The 16,408-nt window shown below is 65.7% G+C and carries 13 protein-coding genes; 7 read left to right on the forward strand and 6 right to left on the reverse strand.

Annotated features, from left to right (window positions below):
• The first annotated feature begins 34 nt into the window (after positions 1-34).
• Positions 35-484, forward strand: coding sequence for an ABC transporter permease (locus CWT10_RS14220; RefSeq protein ID WP_103061981.1), 450 nt, complete (start codon positions 35-37; stop codon positions 482-484).
• Here the strand turns inward: CWT10_RS14220 and CWT10_RS14225 are convergent.
• Positions 461-1,498 (reverse strand): LacI family DNA-binding transcriptional regulator, encoded by a 1,038-nt coding sequence (locus tag CWT10_RS14225; protein ID WP_103061982.1) that lies wholly within the window; start codon positions 1,496-1,498, stop codon positions 461-463. The two genes, CWT10_RS14220 and CWT10_RS14225, sit on opposite strands and share 24 nt — an antisense overlap.
• 149 nt (positions 1,499-1,647) lie before the next feature.
• On the opposite strand from CWT10_RS14225, the gene CWT10_RS14230 reads away from it, so the two are divergent.
• The 6 genes from CWT10_RS14230 to CWT10_RS14255 all read left to right on the forward strand — a co-directional run bounded on the left by CWT10_RS14230 (position 1,648) and on the right by CWT10_RS14255 (position 9,348).
• Entirely contained in the window at positions 1,648-1,908 is a 261-nt protein-coding gene (locus tag CWT10_RS14230; RefSeq protein WP_128683532.1) for a hypothetical protein, read from the forward strand.
• Positions 1,905-4,892 carry an alpha-mannosidase gene (locus CWT10_RS14235; RefSeq protein ID WP_128683534.1) on the forward strand — a complete coding sequence of 996 codons (2,988 nt, stop codon included), beginning with the start codon at positions 1,905-1,907 and terminating at the stop codon, positions 4,890-4,892. The genes CWT10_RS14230 and CWT10_RS14235 overlap by 4 nt, the downstream gene beginning before the upstream one ends.
• Before the next feature lie 2 nt (positions 4,893-4,894).
• Positions 4,895-6,073, forward strand: coding sequence for a glycoside hydrolase 5 family protein (locus tag CWT10_RS14240; protein ID WP_103061984.1), 1,179 nt, complete (start codon positions 4,895-4,897; stop codon positions 6,071-6,073).
• 82 nt (positions 6,074-6,155) lie between these two features.
• Positions 6,156-7,451: an extracellular solute-binding protein gene (locus CWT10_RS14245; protein WP_103061985.1), complete on the forward strand. Its 1,296-nt coding sequence runs from the start codon at positions 6,156-6,158 to the stop codon at positions 7,449-7,451.
• Positions 7,452-7,465: 14 nt separating this feature from the next.
• Positions 7,466-8,425: a carbohydrate ABC transporter permease gene (locus tag CWT10_RS14250; protein WP_103061986.1), complete on the forward strand. Its 960-nt coding sequence runs from the start codon at positions 7,466-7,468 to the stop codon at positions 8,423-8,425.
• Positions 8,422-9,348, forward strand: a complete 927-nt coding sequence (locus tag CWT10_RS14255) for a carbohydrate ABC transporter permease (RefSeq protein WP_103061987.1) — start codon at positions 8,422-8,424, stop codon at positions 9,346-9,348. The genes CWT10_RS14250 and CWT10_RS14255 overlap by 4 nt, the downstream gene beginning before the upstream one ends.
• A gap of 656 nt (positions 9,349-10,004) precedes the next feature.
• On the opposite strand, the gene CWT10_RS14260 is transcribed toward CWT10_RS14255, so the two are convergent.
• From CWT10_RS14260 to CWT10_RS14280, 5 genes are all read right to left on the reverse strand, one after another.
• Positions 10,005-11,276, reverse strand: coding sequence for a hypothetical protein (locus tag CWT10_RS14260; protein WP_128683536.1), 1,272 nt, complete (start codon positions 11,274-11,276; stop codon positions 10,005-10,007).
• Positions 11,277-12,466: 1,190 nt separating this feature from the next.
• Positions 12,467-13,240, reverse strand: a complete 774-nt coding sequence (tmk, locus tag CWT10_RS14265; protein ID WP_233188007.1) for a dTMP kinase — start codon at positions 13,238-13,240, stop codon at positions 12,467-12,469.
• Between the two features lie 93 nt (positions 13,241-13,333).
• The gene (locus CWT10_RS14270; protein ID WP_128683537.1) at positions 13,334-14,611 is read right to left on the reverse strand and encodes an OmpA family protein; all 1,278 of its coding nucleotides are present in this window, start codon (positions 14,609-14,611) and stop codon (positions 13,334-13,336) included.
• 40 nt (positions 14,612-14,651) lie between these two features.
• The gene (locus CWT10_RS14275; RefSeq protein ID WP_103062104.1) at positions 14,652-15,647 is read right to left on the reverse strand and encodes a sensor histidine kinase; all 996 of its coding nucleotides are present in this window, start codon (positions 15,645-15,647) and stop codon (positions 14,652-14,654) included.
• Positions 15,644-16,381: a response regulator transcription factor gene (locus CWT10_RS14280; protein WP_416171688.1), complete on the reverse strand. Its 738-nt coding sequence runs from the start codon at positions 16,379-16,381 to the stop codon at positions 15,644-15,646. The genes CWT10_RS14275 and CWT10_RS14280 overlap by 4 nt, the downstream gene beginning before the upstream one ends.
• Positions 16,382-16,408 lie beyond the last annotated feature (27 nt).

Below are 16,408 nucleotides of genomic sequence, written 5' to 3' on the forward strand. Positions count from 1 at the left end.
GTCCAGTCTGCGCCCGGGCGGGCCGGGGCTCGTCATGTCGGCGTATGCCTTGGTTCTGCTCGTCCTGGTGCTGCTGGGATGGGCCTTCTCCTATCTGGTCCTGTGGTTGGGATGGCGCGCGACGCCGCCGGCTCTCCCTTTGGCGGTTCTGGGCGTGGCGACCCTCGGCATTGTCGTGTTCCTGGTGCTGGGAATATGCGTCGCCGCCGTGGCCGGGACGCCGCGCAGCACGCAGGGGGTCTGCTCCATGGTCTTCTTCCCGCTGCTCTTCCTGTCCGGCGCGATCTTTCCGATCAGCGCCTTCCCCGACGCGCTGCAAGCAGTCGCCGTGTGGCTGCCCGGCTACCGCCTCATGGAGGCGCTCTTACCGCTGTGGACCGGGGATCGGAGTTTCGACCCGGGCAGCGTGCTCTACCTTGTCATCGCGCTCGTAGTGGCCGTTGTGCTAGCACGCCGGCTCCTACGACGTCGCGAGGACGTCTGACGTCCGGCCCGCGGACGTTGAGGAGGCACGCACCACGAGGGCGGGGGTCGCCAGACGAACGGTCCGCGAGATCCCGTCACTGAGATACGCCCGCAGGAGCCCGGCGGCGGTCTGGCCCATCTCGCCCGGCTCCCGATGGATGGCCGTCACATCGGGACTCAGCACGCGAAGGACGGCCGAGTCCTCCAGGGAGATGACGGCCATGCCGGAGGCGATGTCCTTGTGCGCCTGTTTCAGCACCGACAGGCCACCGACCGCGAGTACTTCGTTGTCGTAGATGATCGCGTCGGGCACCCGCCTGCTCCCGATGAGTTCGGCGGTGGCCTGAGCGCCGGAGCGCTCGGAGTAGTCGGGAGCCTGCACGACCATTATCTCAACCCCCTCACGCCTACCGGAGGCAGATAAAGCGTTGGTGCGCCGCGCATTGTGCATAACGCCGGCGGCGCCGCTGACATAGGCGATGCGAGCGCGCCTCTGCTCAATCAGGTGGGCCAGAACTATGTCCATCATGCCCTCGTCGTCGCCGACGACGGCGGGCATGCCGGCGGCGTCAGGCTCACCTACCAGCACATACGGCAGGCCGAGCTCGCCAAGCACCGCCAAGCGCGGATCCTCACTGCGCGGGTCGACCACCACGGCGCCGTCGACCCGCCGCTGCGCCCACCACGAGCGGTAAGTGGCGATCTCCTCCGCCGTCGTCTCAACGATCTGCAGCACCAGGGCGAGCCCGTCAACCGCCAGCTCACCCTGCATGCCGACAATGAATTCGAAGAAGAAGCGTTCGGCCGCCACGGCATGGCTCGGCCTGGCGATGACCAGGCCCACGGCCCCGGCGCGGGAGGCGGACAGGGCTCGCGCCGCAGCATTGGGCGTCCACCCCATCTGATTCGCGACGGCAACAACCCTGCTGCGGGTGCTGTCGGAGACGCCCGGACGACCGTTCAGGGCGAAGGACACCGCCGACGGCGACACGCCGGCTACCTCCGCAATGTCGCGGATGGTGGGACGTTCCATGACGGCAGTATGCCACGACTGATCCGCTCATCGACTTCCACCAGAACCGCTTGACCGCTTACATAACACGGTTTAGCCTGGCTTTCATCAGGCGGTCCGCCGCCTACGGACATTCGCCTAGTCAACCGCCCGCGCCAATGGAGGCCGCCGTGCACGACAACCGCCCGCTGCTCCTCAAACACGTTGACCGCATTCTCAACGAGAGGATCCGCCCGGCCGTCCTTGAGACCATCGCCCCCCTGCATGTTGAGGCCTGGGAGGTCACCGATGACGCCGGGCCCGCAGCCGGCGTCCCCGGCGCGGGTGCCCCAGTCCCCTTCTCGGTCGCCCTGGCCGCCCATACCCCTACCGCGCCTTCGAGATACCCGGGGTCTGGGGACCGGCGTGGGGCACCACCTGGTTCCGGATGAGTGTTCAAATCCCCGCTGAGATTCGCACCGAACACCTCGAGTTGGACATTGACCTCGGCTGGGAGCCCCACTCCCCCGGGTTTCAGGCCGAGGGACTGGTACGCGCCCCCGACGGAAGCGCCGTGAAGGCAATCAATCCCCGGAATCAATGGGTTCCCGTCTCACCGGCGCTGCTGGACGACACCGGCCGCCTCACCCTGTACCTCGAAGCCGCCTCCAACCCGCTGCTCCTGGATGTCCCACCGTTCCAACCCACGGCGGACGGCTCCCGGATCACCCAGTCCCACGCGCCGCTGTACACCTTCCGCACCGCTCGGCTCGTCCGGGTCCACGATCAGGTGCGCGCCCTGGCTGCGGATGTCGACACCCTGCTGGGACTGGCGCGGACGCTGCCGGAGGACTCCCTGCGCATGTGGAAAGTGCTGATCGGCACCGCCGAAGCGATTGACCGGCTCGATCCGGCAGACATCCGCTCCACGGCAGCCGCAGTGCGAGAACTGCTGAACCCGCTTTTGGCCACACCCGCAGCTCATGACGCGGTGACGCTGGGAACCATCGGACACGCACATATCGACTCCGCCTGGCTGTGGCCCGTCCGCGAGTCGCGGCGCAAGGCGGTGCGCACCCTGGCCAATGTGATACGCCTGCTTCAGGACGGGTCACCGATGATCTTCGCCCTCCCCGCGGCCCAGCACGCAGCCTGGGTCAAGGAGGAGGACCCGGCACTGTTCGAACAGCTCAAGGCCCAGGTCGCCGCCGGGCGCATTGTTCCGGTCGGCGGTTCCTGGGTTGAACCCGACGCGGTGCTGCCCTCGGGCGAGTCCCTGGTGCGCCAACTGACCGAGGGCACGGCCTTCTTCCGCGATGAGCTCGGGGCGGTGTGCCATGAGATCTGGCTGCCGGACTCCTTCGGTTACACCGGGGCGCTGCCGCAGATCGCCCACCTGGCCGGCTATGACAACTTCCTCACCCAGAAGATCTCCTGGAACCAGGTTGACGCCTTCCCCCACCACACCCTGTGGTGGGAGGGGATCGACGGCACCCGGATTTTCACCCACTTCCCCCCGGCGGACACCTACGGCGCCGAGGTAAGCGCAGAACAGGTGCAGCACGCTCAACGCAATTTCAAGGACAAGGGGCGCGCCTCCACCGAGCTCTTCCTCTACGGCTACGGCGACGGCGGAGGCGGGCCGGTCCGCGAGATGCTCGACCGCATAGAGCGCAGAAAGGATCTGGCCGGCTCGCCCCGGATGGAGCATATGACCTCCGCGGAATTCTTTGGACGCGCCCGCGCGGAGTATCCCAACGCTCCCGTCTGGGTCGGCGAGCTGTACCTGGAGAAGCACCGGGGCACACTCACCAGTCAGGCGGCGATTAAGCGCGGCAATCGCGAGGCCGAGGCGGCACTGCGCGAGGCCGAGACCTGGTGCACAACCGCCTGGGTGCGCGGCCTGCTCGCCGACGACGCCTACCCGGCCGCCCTTCTTCATCGCCTGTGGCGCACCACCCTGCTGTGCCAATTCCACGACATCCTGCCGGGTTCGTCGATCGCCTGGGTCTATGAGGACGCCGAGGCAGCGCTGGCACAGGTCATCGCCACCGCCCGCACCCTGGCCGCGAGCGCCCGGCAGGCCCTGGCGCAACGCACGCCGACCGAGCTTGTTTCCGCCCCCGTCCCCGCTGCTGTGCGTGAAGAGCCTGCGATCTTCCCGCAGCACGGTGCCACACCTTCCCAGGCCCCGCGCCGGCTCGTATTCAATGCTGCGCCCGCGGCGCAGTGTGTGGATGGTGTGGAGATTCCGCCCCTGGGAGCCGCGGTGGTGGCGACCGGTACGGCCGGCGCCGAGGCGACCGTCATCGACGCCGGAAGCGCCGACGCCTCGATCACGCGCCTGCAGGACGGCGGGGTGATCCTTGCGGTCGACGGCGCACGGGCGCAGTTCGACGCGTCCGGGGCAGTCCTGTCACTGTCATTCAATGTTGACGGCGATCGTCAGGAGATCGTCCCGCCGGGACAGCGACTCGGTTGCCTCCAGATCGCCAACGACTTCCCCAACGAATGGGACGCCTGGGACCTGGACCCCTTCTACCGCAACTCCATACGCGAAGTCCCGGGCCGGCTCCTTCAGGCGCGCGTGCAGGCCGGGGCGGCGCTCGCCGTCGTCGAGGCGCCCTTCGGGGATTCACGCGCCCGCCTGACATGGACGCTGACAGGCGACGAAATGGACCTGCGCGTAGACGTCTGCTGGCAGGAGACGGACAAGCTGCTCAAACTGGCCTTCCCCACCGATGTGCACACCGACTGCGCGGCCTACGGGGCGCAGTTCGGTCACGTGCGCCGCCCCACCCATGACAACACCTCCTGGGACGCCTACCGCTTTGAGGTATGCGCCCACAAATGGCTGCAGTTGGGTGAGCCCGGCCGTGGCGTCGGCATCACCAATGACGCCACTTACGGCTGGGATATAACCCGACATCCGCGGCGGGGCGGCGGCACCTGGTCACTGGTGCGGGCTTCGCTGCTGCGGTCCGCGCGTTTCCCCGATCCGGATCAGGATCGGGGTGAGCACTCCTTCCGCTTCTCGGTGCTGCCCTGTGCCGGGACGCGCGAGGCCCGGCAGGCCGCATACCGTCTGGACCTGCCGGTGCGGGAGTTGGCCGCCCCCGACGACGCCGTCGACGTAGTCCCGCTGGTGACCGCCTCTGGCGCCGTCATCGAATCGCTCCATGCGGCCGACGACGACTCCGGGGATGTGCTGGTGCGCCTGTACGAGCCGGAGGGCGCGCGTACCCGGGTGACGCTGCGTTCCGATGATCTGACCGGAGCCGTGGGGACAGACCTGCACGGAAATCCCGACTCCGCGTTGGGCGTCGCTATCGCTCCCACCCCGGACCAGGCGGGGGCCTGGAGCTTCGAATTGCACCCCTTCGGAATCGCCACCGTGCGGATGAGTCAGCAGTCCAAGCGCAAGGGAGGCCACTGACAATGAGGTTCGGAGTCAACTACACCCCGCGAGTGGGCTGGTTCCACTCCTGGCTGGACCTGGATCCGGTGCTCGTGGCCGAAGACATGGCCACCATCCGGGCCGTCGGGGCGGACCATGTGCGGATCTTCCCGCTGTGGCCGCTGTTGCAGCCCAATCGGTCGTTGATCCGGCCGGCGGCCGTTGACGATGTTCTGCGCGTGGTTGATATCGCGGGCCAGGCGGGGCTGACGGTGACGGTCGATGCGCTGCAGGGGCATTTGTCCTCCTTCGACTTCCTGCCATCGTGGGTGACCACCTGGCACAGCGGGAATCTCTTCACCGATCCGAGCGTGGTATCGGGCCAGGCCGAGCTGGTGCGCAACCTCGCCCGGGAGCTTTCCTCGCGCCCGCATGCCGACGGGCTGAGCCTGGGCAACGAGTTCATCCAGTTCGCCTCCCGGCGCCATCCCCAGCGCTCACCGCTGCGAGGCGACCAGGCCGAGCACTGGCTGACCACCCTGCTGGAGGCGGCGCGGCAGGAGTGGCCCGCCGGCAGGTTTACGCACTCATTCGACGACGACCTGTGGTTCGACGACTCCCACCCCTTCACGCCCGCGCATGCGCTCCTGGGAGACGCCACCACGGTGCATTCGTGGATCTTCATGCAGGTTGGTCCGCGGTACGGCAGCGGGCACCCCGCGCTAACACTGTTCGCGCGTTATCTCGTCGAGCTGGCCCGGGCCTGGGGAGGGGATCGCCGACCCGTCTGGCTGCAGGAGGTCGGCGCGCCCGTCACGCACGTGCCCGACGCCGACGCACCCGCCTTTATCACCGACACAATCGCCCATCTCACGGGGTTGGATGGCAAACCGGCGGCGAAGAATCTGGAGGCGATCACCTGGTGGTGCTCCCACGACGTCTCCCGCGACCTGGCCGATTTCCCCGAGCTTGAGTACTCCCTCGGTCTGATCGACTCAACTGGAGCGATCAAGCCGACCGGACGCGCCTTCCGTGATGCCGTCGACGCCGTCGGCGAGTCCGCCACCGCGCGCCCGGAGTCCCCGGAGGGCCTCCCACAACTGGTGCTGCCGACGGCCGATCCTGCGCAGCGTTCCAAGTCCGGTCCGAACTCGGATCTGTTCGACCAGTGGCAACGAATGGCCTCTCAGGGACCGGCCCCTGAACTCCGACTGCCCTGATCTACTCAACCAGCACTAAACCGGTGTAGTCTCTGTTCAGTGGCGTGGACGCCACCGCTTCAATGACGAAGGGAGTTCCACCATGAAGCTCACCCGCCGCCGCCTGCTCATGGGCCTTTCCGCCGCATCGGCAGCGGCCCTGTCCGCCTGCACCGGCTCCAACGGCCCCAGTGGCTCCAACGGTTCCAATCCCGGGGCTGTCTCCGGGTCCGGGGAGCTGTCCGGCGAGATCACCTTCCAGACCTGGTCACTCAAGGACGATCGCTTCACGCCCTACTTCGAGGCCCTTATCAAGGCCTTCCAGGATGACAATCCCGGCACCACCATCAACTGGATCGACCAGCCCGGCGACGGCTACGAGGAGAAGATCCTCCAGCAGGCCAACTCCGGCGAATTGCCGGACGTCATCAACCTTCCCGAGGGCTTCGCCTACAAACTCGCGCAGGTCTCCCAGCTCCTCGACCTGCGGGCGGCGGATGCTGACATTCTGGGAACCTACGTACAAGGCGGCCTGGACGCCTACACCTATGACGGCATTGAGGGTGTATACGGCTATCCGTGGTACCTGGGCACCGACGTGTGCTGGTGGAACACCGAGATGCTGGAGCAGGCGGGCCTGTCCCCCGAGGACGCGCCCGCGGATCTGGACGCCTACATCGACTGGTGCACCACCGCCGCGGACAAGGGCGTCTACTTGGCATCCACCATGCCCGGCCTGATGGAGATCAGGGACTACGGCGTCGAGATCTTCGACGGCACCCAGTTCACCTTCAACACCGACCGGGCCGCTCAGATCGTGGGGAAGTACGCCGAGCTCTACCGGGCCGGTGCCATGCCCTCCGAGGTCCTCAACGACGATTACGCCGGCAATGCGACCATGTACACCCAGGAGAAGGTCGGCTACACCACCGCCACGGGATCATTCGTAACCCAGTTGACGAACGACGCGCCAACCCTCCTGGACAAGACGGACTGCTCGGCGCGCTTCACCACGCCGCCGCTGTACATCCAGGGGATCACCGTGGCCGCGAACTCCGGGAATCCCGCCCTGGCACTGGCATTCGCCCAGTACGTGACCAACAATGAAAACCAGGTCGCCTTCGTGAAGATCGCCCAGGGGTTCATGCCCGGAACTCTGGCGGGCAACAACGATCCGGAGTCCTTCACCGGGGACGTCTCCGATCCGCTGATGAAGAAGGCCATCGAACTGGCGGCCGCGGCCATGCCCGACGCCGAGACGGTCAAGCCGGTCCAGTACACCGACGACATGAGCACCTACACCCAGCAGCAGATCGCGCTCGCGATGAAGGGGGATCTCTCCCCGAAGGAAGCACTGGACGCCGCCGTAGCGTACTGCAACGAGAATCTCAACGTTTGACAGGCGGTTTTCGCATGCATCTGCGTCATCGCCTCACCCCCTACATCCTGGTCGCACCGGCAACGATCTGGGTAATGGTCTTCGCCCTCTGGCCCTTCGCGAACACCGTGATCCTGGCCTTCACCGATGCCAGACCGCTGCGCCCCGCCCGGTTCACCGGCCTGGACAACTTTGCGCGCATCCTGGACGACCCGCAGGTCGGTTACGCCCTCACCACTTGCCTGGTCTACGTGCTCGTATGCGTCCCACTGCTGACGATCGTTCCGCTGCTGTTGGCGCTGCTGATATCGAAGTACATGCCCGGGATGTCCTTCTTCCGCACGGTCTACTACTTCCCCGTGATCGCCTCGGTCGTGGTCGTGGGCATCATCTGGTCGTGGATGTTCGACTCGCGCGGGGTGGTCAATCAGGCGATCGAGTTCCTGGGCGGAACGGGTGTCGACTTCCTAACCGACCGCTGGTGGATTCTCCTGTGTTCCATCCTACTGACCACCTGGAAGGGTCTGGGGTATTACATGGTGGTCTACCTGGCGGCCCTGGGAAATGTGGGTCGTGAGCTGCACGAGGCGGCCGCATTAGACGGTGCTGGCGCGGTGCGCCGCTTCTGGTCCATCACGGTTCCCGGTGTGCGCGGCGCCATGCTTCTGGTCTCCGCTCTGATCGCCACCTCGGCCATGAGGATCTTCTCCGAGATCTACATACTCACCAACGGTTCCGGCGGCCCGGGTGGGCAGGCGATGAGCCTGGTCATGCTCATCCAGCGCAAGGGCGCGGGACTGGACGGACAGCTCGGCTACGCCTCGGCGCTATCGGTGATGCTCTTCCTGCTCACCATCGGACCACTTGTGTTGACCGCCTTCCTCAACAATGGCACCGACATCTCCGCCATGCGCAGCGCGTTGCGCAAACGGCGCGCGCATAGGGCTGCCCTGCGTGAGAACGCCGTGCGGGCGAGCAAGAAGGTCTCACGATGACATCCACGACCGCCGAGCGCGCGAGAACCTCCACCCCCGCCCCGACCAAACCCTATAAGGACCGCTTCTGGCGCCGCAGGGGTGAATCCGACTTCCTGAAACCCACCGCGGCCGGCGCCGTCGTACGCTATGTGCTGCTCATCGCCATGGCGGGCATCGCCGTCTTCCCCTTCCTGTGGCAGCTGTCGACCTCCCTGAAGGGCGCGTCGGAGAACATCTATGCATTTCCGCCCCAGCTGCTCCCGGAGCATCCGACGCTAGAGCACTATGCGACGGTCTCACGTACCATACCGATCCTGAAGTACGCCTGGCACTCACTGGCAGTGGGCGTGGCCACCGTGGCCAGCCAGGTCTTCTTCTGCACCTGCGCCGGCTACGCCATGGGCATCCTGAAGTTCCGCGGGAAGTACCTGTTCCTGGCGATATTCCTATCAACCCTGCTACTGCCGGGCGAGGTGACGCTGACCAGCCAGTACCTGACCGTCAGGTCACTCGGTTTCGCGAACTCCCTCGTGGGCGTCTTCCTGCCCGGAGCCATCGGCGCCGTCAACGTCCTGCTGATCACGACCGCCTGCGCCATGATTCCCAGGGACATCCTTGAGGCCGCAGAGATTGACGGCGCGTCCACCTGGCAGCGCATCCGGCATGTGGTGTGGCCGAACATCCGCGGCATGGTCAGCGTCGTTGCCCTGTTCTCCTTCATCGGAGCCTGGGACGACTTCCTGTGGCCGCTGGTGGTCCTGTCGGATCCCGAGAAGTACACGCTCACCGTGGGCATGCAGTACCTGCAGTCGAACTTCGGGTCCAACCCACGCGTGGTAGCCGCCGGAACAATCATCGCGTTGGTTCCGATCATCATGCTGTTCGCCCTGGCGCAGAAGCAGTTCTTCAAGGGCGTTCAGGAAGGCGGTGTCAAAGGTTGAGGGATGTTGCCCACCCGCGCGGGCCCGTCACCCAGGCCTGCGCCAGGGGCTCGGCATACCGGAACGTCGCCGCAAGCCCGCGGCACACGGCACACGGCACACGGCACACGGCACACGGCACACGGCCAAGGTAGCCAGCCTACGCAACCGATCCCGCTCATTGCCGGCTCTTCCAGCTCAAACCCTACTCGCCGAGTTCGGTAGAAATAACCATCGAGTTCGGTAGAAATAACCATCGAGTTCGGTCGATATGACGATCGAGTTCGGTCGATATGACGATCGAGTTCGGTTGGTGGAGCCTGCGGGGCCAGGGAAAGTGTCCGGAGTCGGCACAAACTATGTTTCGCCGCCCGACCCCGCCCACCAGGTCCGCAGAATTCCAACTAGTCTGAGGGAATCTGCTGGGAGGGGCGGGGTGTTCTGGACTGCCTGGCTGCGGATGGACCACCTGCCTGCCATTGGATCACCTGAAACGCACTCTCAGACGGTCCAACCGCAGGAACCCGGTCCAAATACGAGGCCAGCAGCCGACCGGGCCCACGCAAACTCACTACATCCTCAAACCGGAAGAGCCTCGCTGCCTCCCACGTCCCATGAATTTCCCCTCCTCACCCACAAACACGAAAAGCCACATATCGAATTGTTACAGGCGAAAGCTACTCTGCCGCAAGCTCCCTTAATAGTTGGTCCAACCACTCAGCCTCGGAAGCTAGTTCATCCCACACCTCACACGCGGAGGTGGTGATGACACCGGAGAGTCCGGCATGCCTCATCTTCTCTGCGAGCGCCGCATCCACATCCAACCGGTGGGCATGCGGATCGTCGGGCGGAAAGAGGCGGAGCGGAGCATCAGCCGCAGTGCCGTAAACGCGCAGAAGGAAGTAGCCGCCGCTATCGGCCTCTTCTCCCATTGAATCCCCCGCAACATCCGGCCGCTCAGCATTCCCGTCGGTGTCTGATGCCGACCGGACCAAAAGCGACCGATACTCAATTCCGGGAACGGCCTCGGCGAGGAGCAGATCCAAGAACCTTCGCGAGACCACCTGTCCGCATCCAGTCGTCCACAGCCAGTCGGTACGCTCACCGGGCGTAATGACCTCGAGCCACAGCTCTACAGGTAGGGCCTCGACTCCCCGCTCAAAAAGGACCTGACTACAGTCTTGACCATCAGATAGAAGATCGGACCGCATAGGGTCCTTGCCCCGCCAGCCGAGTTCCACCGTCATTGCATTCACGTCTCCAACGAGATCACTAGCATGAATTATGCACCGCTTATCCCAGCTACTCGCTAGACCTTTGCTCCCGCTTACTGACGCGCGTAGTCCGGGTTGCGACACGTGCTCCCCAGTTGTTGCTGCACCTTCAGCGTGTCTAAAGATACGCAGTTGACGCCCCACCTCTTGACGCCTTCTTTCCAACTCTTCCCGTTCCCCCGCCGTTGGCGTCATCAATATGCCCGTGAGTCGTTCCGCACGTATGCGCTCAGCCACCGCTCGATCGACCAGCATGTCGGGCGTTCGCGCGCTAGACGGGTATCGTCGCACCGCGTCTCCCGGGCCTGCCTCAGGTAGGTGAAGCAGATAGTAGCCCTCGATATCAGCACTTCGCTTGCGCCGCACGGTCAGTGGACGATACTCGACGCCCGGAACCTCCTGCTCGGCAAGAACCTGCAAGAACCGCTCCGAAACAACACATTCACCCGAGCCGCTCCAAAGCCAGTCAACACGTTTACCGTGGTTCCACGGTTCGAGCCAAAGATCATCCGGCAGCGCGGCGATGCCGTAGCCGTACAGGACGTCTTCCCAATCGCGGCCGTCGGGCAGAGCACTCGGATTCTCTCCATCTTTGCCCGGCCATCTCAAGGTTATCCACATGTTGGCGGTGGACGCGCTCGGCCTTATTATAAAGCGATCCTCGAAAGTGTTCATTATATTCTGTTCACTCCTCCCTAACCATATCAGAGTCTCAACAAACTCGGCGTCCGCCCGTTGTCTATGAAGAAGTGCAACGCCTGGGGTTGGTGGTTTTGATTGTATGTCGGCTCAGGGCTTGTTGGTGGGGGGTGCGGCGCGACCCGCCGGTGACGATGGGGCGTCATCAAAACCCCTCTTCCGGTTTAAGTGTGTAGCGTGCGGGTGTGGGCCCGGCCGGCTGCCGGCCTCGTACTTGGACCGCGCTACTGCGCTTGGACCGGGCTTCTGCGGTTGGACCGTCTGAGAGTGCGTTTCAGGTGGTCCAACGGCAGCCAGACGGTCCAACGGCAACCAGGTGGTCCACGTGCGGGGGTGCTGACCACTCGGGCCGGTGGGGTTGCCTTGGACGCCGGCGCACCCAAGGTCAACGGTCAAGATGCCCTAGACCTAGGCCGCGGACGTCGCCCGCATGGCCGACAGCCGGGCCCGGCCTGCCATCGGCCGGACTGGGCCTTGGGCCGGGCCTGGCTGGTCTGCGCTCCCGACTGGGCGGTGGGCCCGGTTCGTCGTCAAAGATGTCCCAGCCGATCGGACAAGGGGCCAGTCTGCAAACAGAAGGCCTTGGCCTGCTCACCGCATCAGGGCGGTTGGTCGGCGCCTGGGAGCCAAGGTGTCCAAAATCGGCACAAACACCCCGCTCCTCCCAACAGGCGCCCTCAGAATCGTTGTAATCATACGGATCTGGTGAGCGGCGTCGGGCGGGGGAACATCGTTCGTGCCGAATCTGGACACTTCCCCCACCCCGCCAGCCCCACCAACCGAACTCGATCGTCATATCTACCGAACTCGATGGTAATAACGACCGAACTCGGCGAGCACGGCTCAAACCGACCGGAGGGTGGGTCTCGTAGTGCGGGTGGGTCTCGTGGTGTGGGTGGGTCGGGGCTTGCCCCTGTGTCCCAGACGCGCAGCACCTCCGGGACGGGGCACCCCCAGCTCCTCTCCGATCCTCCAGGTTCGCCCTCCTTGGCTGTCTCAAGATCCCGGCAGACCACTGCACACCCATCCAGGTAGTCCACTCACCGAGCCCCTCCCGGGGGAACTTCCACGGGTGGCACTCCCAACAGCGATCCAGCCACATGTTCACTACCTCCAGCAAACCCGGTGCAGTTCACCGCGGGGTTGGCATCAGCGCGGTCAAGCCCTTAGCCGCGGGCCGTACGGAAGGCCTCCAGCGGGATACGGGAGGCGGGCTCATGCCCGCGCGCGGTGTCAACCGCCTTCTCCACTCTGCCCCGTACCAGACACAGACCTGCTCCATGATCGGCGATGAGCTGCTCGACGAGTCGATTGACCTGTGCTGACACCGCCTCCACCGGCTGGTCGGCGTCTACGACCTTGATGCGCCTGTGCTCCTGGTGCGCCAGCACCAGAAACTGCTCACGCAGTGCGCGGTGGAAGACGTCCGGCTCGCGCTCCAGGCGGTCGCGGTGCCCGCGGGAGCCGGTGCGCCGGCCGCCGACGGCGGGGTCGGCATCGAGCAGGATGGTCAGGTCGGGCAGCAGCCCATCGGTGGCCCATAGGGACAGGTCGCGCACCTCTTGCGTCCCCAGGGCGCGGGCGGCACCCTGGTAGGCGACGGAGGAATCCAAATAGCGGTCGGTCAGCACCACCTGGCCGCTGGCAAGTGCGGGCCGCACTACGGTGGCTACGTGGTGGGCACGGTCGGCTGCGTACAGCAAGGCCTCGGCGCGCGGGCTCACCTGACCTCCGTGCAGCAGCAGTTCACGGATCCGCGTACCGAGCTCGGTGCCCCCGGGCTCACGAGTGCGCCGGTAGGCGATCCGGGCCGCCTCCAGCACCGAACTCAGAAGCTCGATCTGGGTGGTCTTGCCGACGCCGTCACCACCCTCGAAGGAGATGAACAGGCCGGGCCAGGCGCGCCCAGACTCCGAGGGGGCGGAAGCTGAGTGATACACGGAGTCAGGGTAGCCGGAAAGCACGCTGGGCTTGGACAGCACCCCGCTTACCGGCCCCGCCCCTTCAACACCGGCCGATGCACCCAGCTGTGCTCAGAAGGCCGGTATGAAAACCTCCACCCGGCGGTTGAGCTGGCGTCCGGCCGGGTTGTCCGAGCCGTCCTCATTCTCATTGGGAGCCACGGGCCGAGTCTCGCCGTAACCGGTGGCCTCCGTCGAGGCGGTCACGCCCTCGCTTATCAGCGCGTTGACAACGGCCTGGGCACGGTTCTCAGACAGAGTCTGGTTGAAGGCCTCATCCGAAATGGAGTCCGTGTGTCCGTAAACCTTAAGGGTGGGAGAGTTCGATTCGATTAGCACCTCGGCCAGATTGCCTAGGGTCTGGGCCGCATCGTCACGGATCTCGTAGGAACCGAAGTCGAACAGGACTCCGTCCTCAAGAGTGATCAGCGTGCCGCAGGACTCGACCGGCTGAATGGCATCGATCGACGGGAAGGAGCCGACCTTACCCACCGGCGGCAGCGGCTCGGCGGCCACGGTGACCGTGCCCGAGAACCCGGTGACCGTGGCAGTGCCATTACCATCATTGGTGATCGTCACCGATGCGTCCATGTAGGTACCCGACCCATCACCATTATTGTTGATCGTCCTCGACGCGTCCATGTAGGTACCCGACCCATCACCATTATTGTTGATCGTCACCGACGCGTCCATGTAGGTACCCGACCCATCACCATCGACGGTCACCGTCATGGTCGCGTCCAAGTAGGTACCCGCCCCGTCGCCATCGGTGGTGATCGTCACCGACGCGTCCATGTAGGTACCCGACCCATCACCATTATTGGTGATCGTCACCGACGCGTCCAAGTAGGTACCCGCCCCGTCGCCATCATTGGTGATCGTCACCGACGCGTCCGAATAGGACATCGCCCCGTCACCGTCCAGCACCGTAGTACCCGCGCCAGTCGCCAGGACTCCCGGCTCGTCGCACCGGGCGGGAGTCACTTTCACCCCGGGCACGGAGGTGATGTCCTTGGTCAGATCCGGGGTGAAGACTCCCGTGGACTGTGTGAGCAGGCTGAGGTCCGGCAAGGTGAATACCGGGATCGGGGGAATCTCACCGACCTGGTACCCGGGCACCGCCAGACTGGAGTCCGCCGAACCGGTCAATCCGGTCGGGGCGGCCGAGGCGCTCGCGGGTGCGCTGGGCGCTGCCGCTGCCGGCGGTGGGGCCGGACTCTCGGCACCGGTGGATCTGGAGGCACCACCGGCGCAGGCGGCCAGGGTCAGAGCCAGGGCCGCTGCTGCCGCGCATGTCACCGGCACGCGGGAGGGTTTACCGAAAAGGCGGGAAGTGAGCTGAGATCGCATGGGATGGTTCCTTGTCTGTCGTTATCTGCCGATGGCTGTGTCAGAGCTTCGGGGAGTACTTGCTGTCAGGTGGTAGCGGCGGCGGACCAGGGGTCGGCGCGCGGGCCGGTTGGGCGGCGCGAGGTGGACCGGTGATCGGCAACGTCAGCCACACCCGAGTGCCCACGCCCTCGCGCGACGTCATTCGCACGTGCCCGCCATGGCGGTCGAGGATCGTGTGCACCAGGGCCAGGCCCAGGCCGGAGCCGGGCAGGGCACGCGCATTTCCGGCCCGCTCCAGTTCCTGGAAAACGCGGCTCATGTCCGCCTCGGGCACACCGATGCCGGTATCGGCCACCTCAATGGTGATGGTGCCGCCCTCTTCCCGGCCGCGCACCTCCACCGCGCCACCGTCCGGGGTGTATTTGGCGGCATTAGCGATGACGTTGTATACCGCCGAGTACAGCAGGTCGCCGTCGCCACGCACATGCGGCAGCGGCCAGGGCGCCGCCGGCAGGTCCATGTGCACGCGCACCGCCGCACCCCGTCCGGCAATCTCCTCATTGACGGCACCGACCGCATCCTGAACGGTTTCGGCCAGGTCAACATCCTCCAGTGCAAGAGGCGCCGTCTCCAGCTCAGCCAGCTTGCGCAGGTCCGTCAGCAGTCGGCTCATCCGCCGGGATTGAGCATCCACCACCTCCAGGTCGGCGGCCATCTCCTGGTCGGCGGTGCGGGAGGCGTCGGCGACGGCGGCGCGCACCGCCGTCAGCGGGTTCTTCAACTCATGATCCAGCCGTTGCAGGAACCGGCGGTGACGACGGCGCTCCTGAGCCTGGACCTCCGCATGCACGCGTATCTGTGCGGCCCGACAGCGCCGCCGTCCGACTCCGATCGCAGCCACCGCCGTCAGCACCGCCGCACCGGTTATGGCCACGGCTGTCGGCACGGCGGTAGTCACGGTTATGGACAGTCCACCCCAATGCAGGCGAGCCAGAACAGTCAGGGCCACCGCCCCAAGGACGCCGCCCGCCCAGCCCAGCCAGAAGCGCCTCATGCGTGCACCTCACCGCGGAAGCGATAGCCACCCTGGGGGACGGTCTGGATGAAGGTTGGGTCAGTGGCATTGTCTCCCAGAGCCCGACGGATCTCGCGGATACGATGATCGACGGCGCGGGTGGAGGAGGCGAAGTCGATTCCCCATAGTGCGGACAGCAGTGCCTCGCGGGTGTGCAGTTCACCGGGGTGGCACATGAGGAAGTCGAGCAGGGTCACGGCCTTGGGCGTCAGCGTCAGTTCCCGACCCGCCAGGGTGACGCGGCGACCGGCCCGGTCCAGGGTCAACTCTCCCGACACCAGCCGGGCCGCGGCGGTCAACGGCTGTCCCACCCCGCGCGTGCGGCGCAGGACGGCGCGGATTCGGGAGGCCAGCTCCGCGGGATCGAAGGGCTTGGACAGGTAGTCGTCGGCGCCGTCGTCCAGGGCGGAGACCCGCTCGTAGGAGGCGTCGACCTGGGTGAGCAGGATGATCGGCGTCCAGGTGCCGCCGGCCCGCACCCTCCGCACGAGCTCCCGCCCGTCCATGCGGGGCATGAGTACATCGCTGACCACGATGTCGATGTCATAGTCGGCGAGCAGGTCCAGCGCTTCCACGCCGTCTCCGGCGGACATCACCCGGTAACCGCTGCGCTCCAGGTAGGAGCCGAGCGAGGTGCGGATGGGGGCCTCGTCATCTACGAGCAGGACAGTTGCTGAGGGCTGCACGGGTGCGGGGGATGTGGGCATGAGCATGGGGCTGCACCGATTGATTCCGGGCCG

The organism is Actinomyces qiguomingii, assembly GCF_004102025.1.
GTDB lineage: Bacteria > Actinomycetota > Actinomycetes > Actinomycetales > Actinomycetaceae > Actinomyces > Actinomyces qiguomingii.

What these genes read in the sequence shown, in the direction of transcription:
- CWT10_RS14225 (WP_103061982.1), bottom strand. Translation starts at nt 1,498, where the DNA reads ATGGAACGTCCCACCATCCGCGACATTGCGGAGGTAGCCGGCGTGTCG.
- CWT10_RS14255 (WP_103061987.1), top strand. Translation starts at nt 8,422, where the DNA reads ATGACATCCACGACCGCCGAGCGCGCGAGAACCTCCACCCCCGCCCCG.
- CWT10_RS14245 (WP_103061985.1), top strand. Translation starts at nt 6,156, where the DNA reads ATGAAGCTCACCCGCCGCCGCCTGCTCATGGGCCTTTCCGCCGCATCG.
- CWT10_RS14250 (WP_103061986.1), top strand. Translation starts at nt 7,466, where the DNA reads ATGCATCTGCGTCATCGCCTCACCCCCTACATCCTGGTCGCACCGGCA.
- CWT10_RS14235 (WP_128683534.1), top strand. Translation starts at nt 1,905, where the DNA reads ATGAGTGTTCAAATCCCCGCTGAGATTCGCACCGAACACCTCGAGTTG.
- CWT10_RS14260 (WP_128683536.1), bottom strand. Translation starts at nt 11,276, where the DNA reads ATGAACACTTTCGAGGATCGCTTTATAATAAGGCCGAGCGCGTCCACC.
- CWT10_RS14275 (WP_103062104.1), bottom strand. Translation starts at nt 15,647, where the DNA reads ATGAGGCGCTTCTGGCTGGGCTGGGCGGGCGGCGTCCTTGGGGCGGTG.
- CWT10_RS14270 (WP_128683537.1), bottom strand. Translation starts at nt 14,611, where the DNA reads ATGCGATCTCAGCTCACTTCCCGCCTTTTCGGTAAACCCTCCCGCGTG.
- CWT10_RS14280 (WP_416171688.1), bottom strand. Translation starts at nt 16,381, where the DNA reads ATGCTCATGCCCACATCCCCCGCACCCGTGCAGCCCTCAGCAACTGTC.
- CWT10_RS14220 (WP_103061981.1), top strand. Translation starts at nt 35, where the DNA reads ATGTCGGCGTATGCCTTGGTTCTGCTCGTCCTGGTGCTGCTGGGATGG.
- CWT10_RS14240 (WP_103061984.1), top strand. Translation starts at nt 4,895, where the DNA reads ATGAGGTTCGGAGTCAACTACACCCCGCGAGTGGGCTGGTTCCACTCC.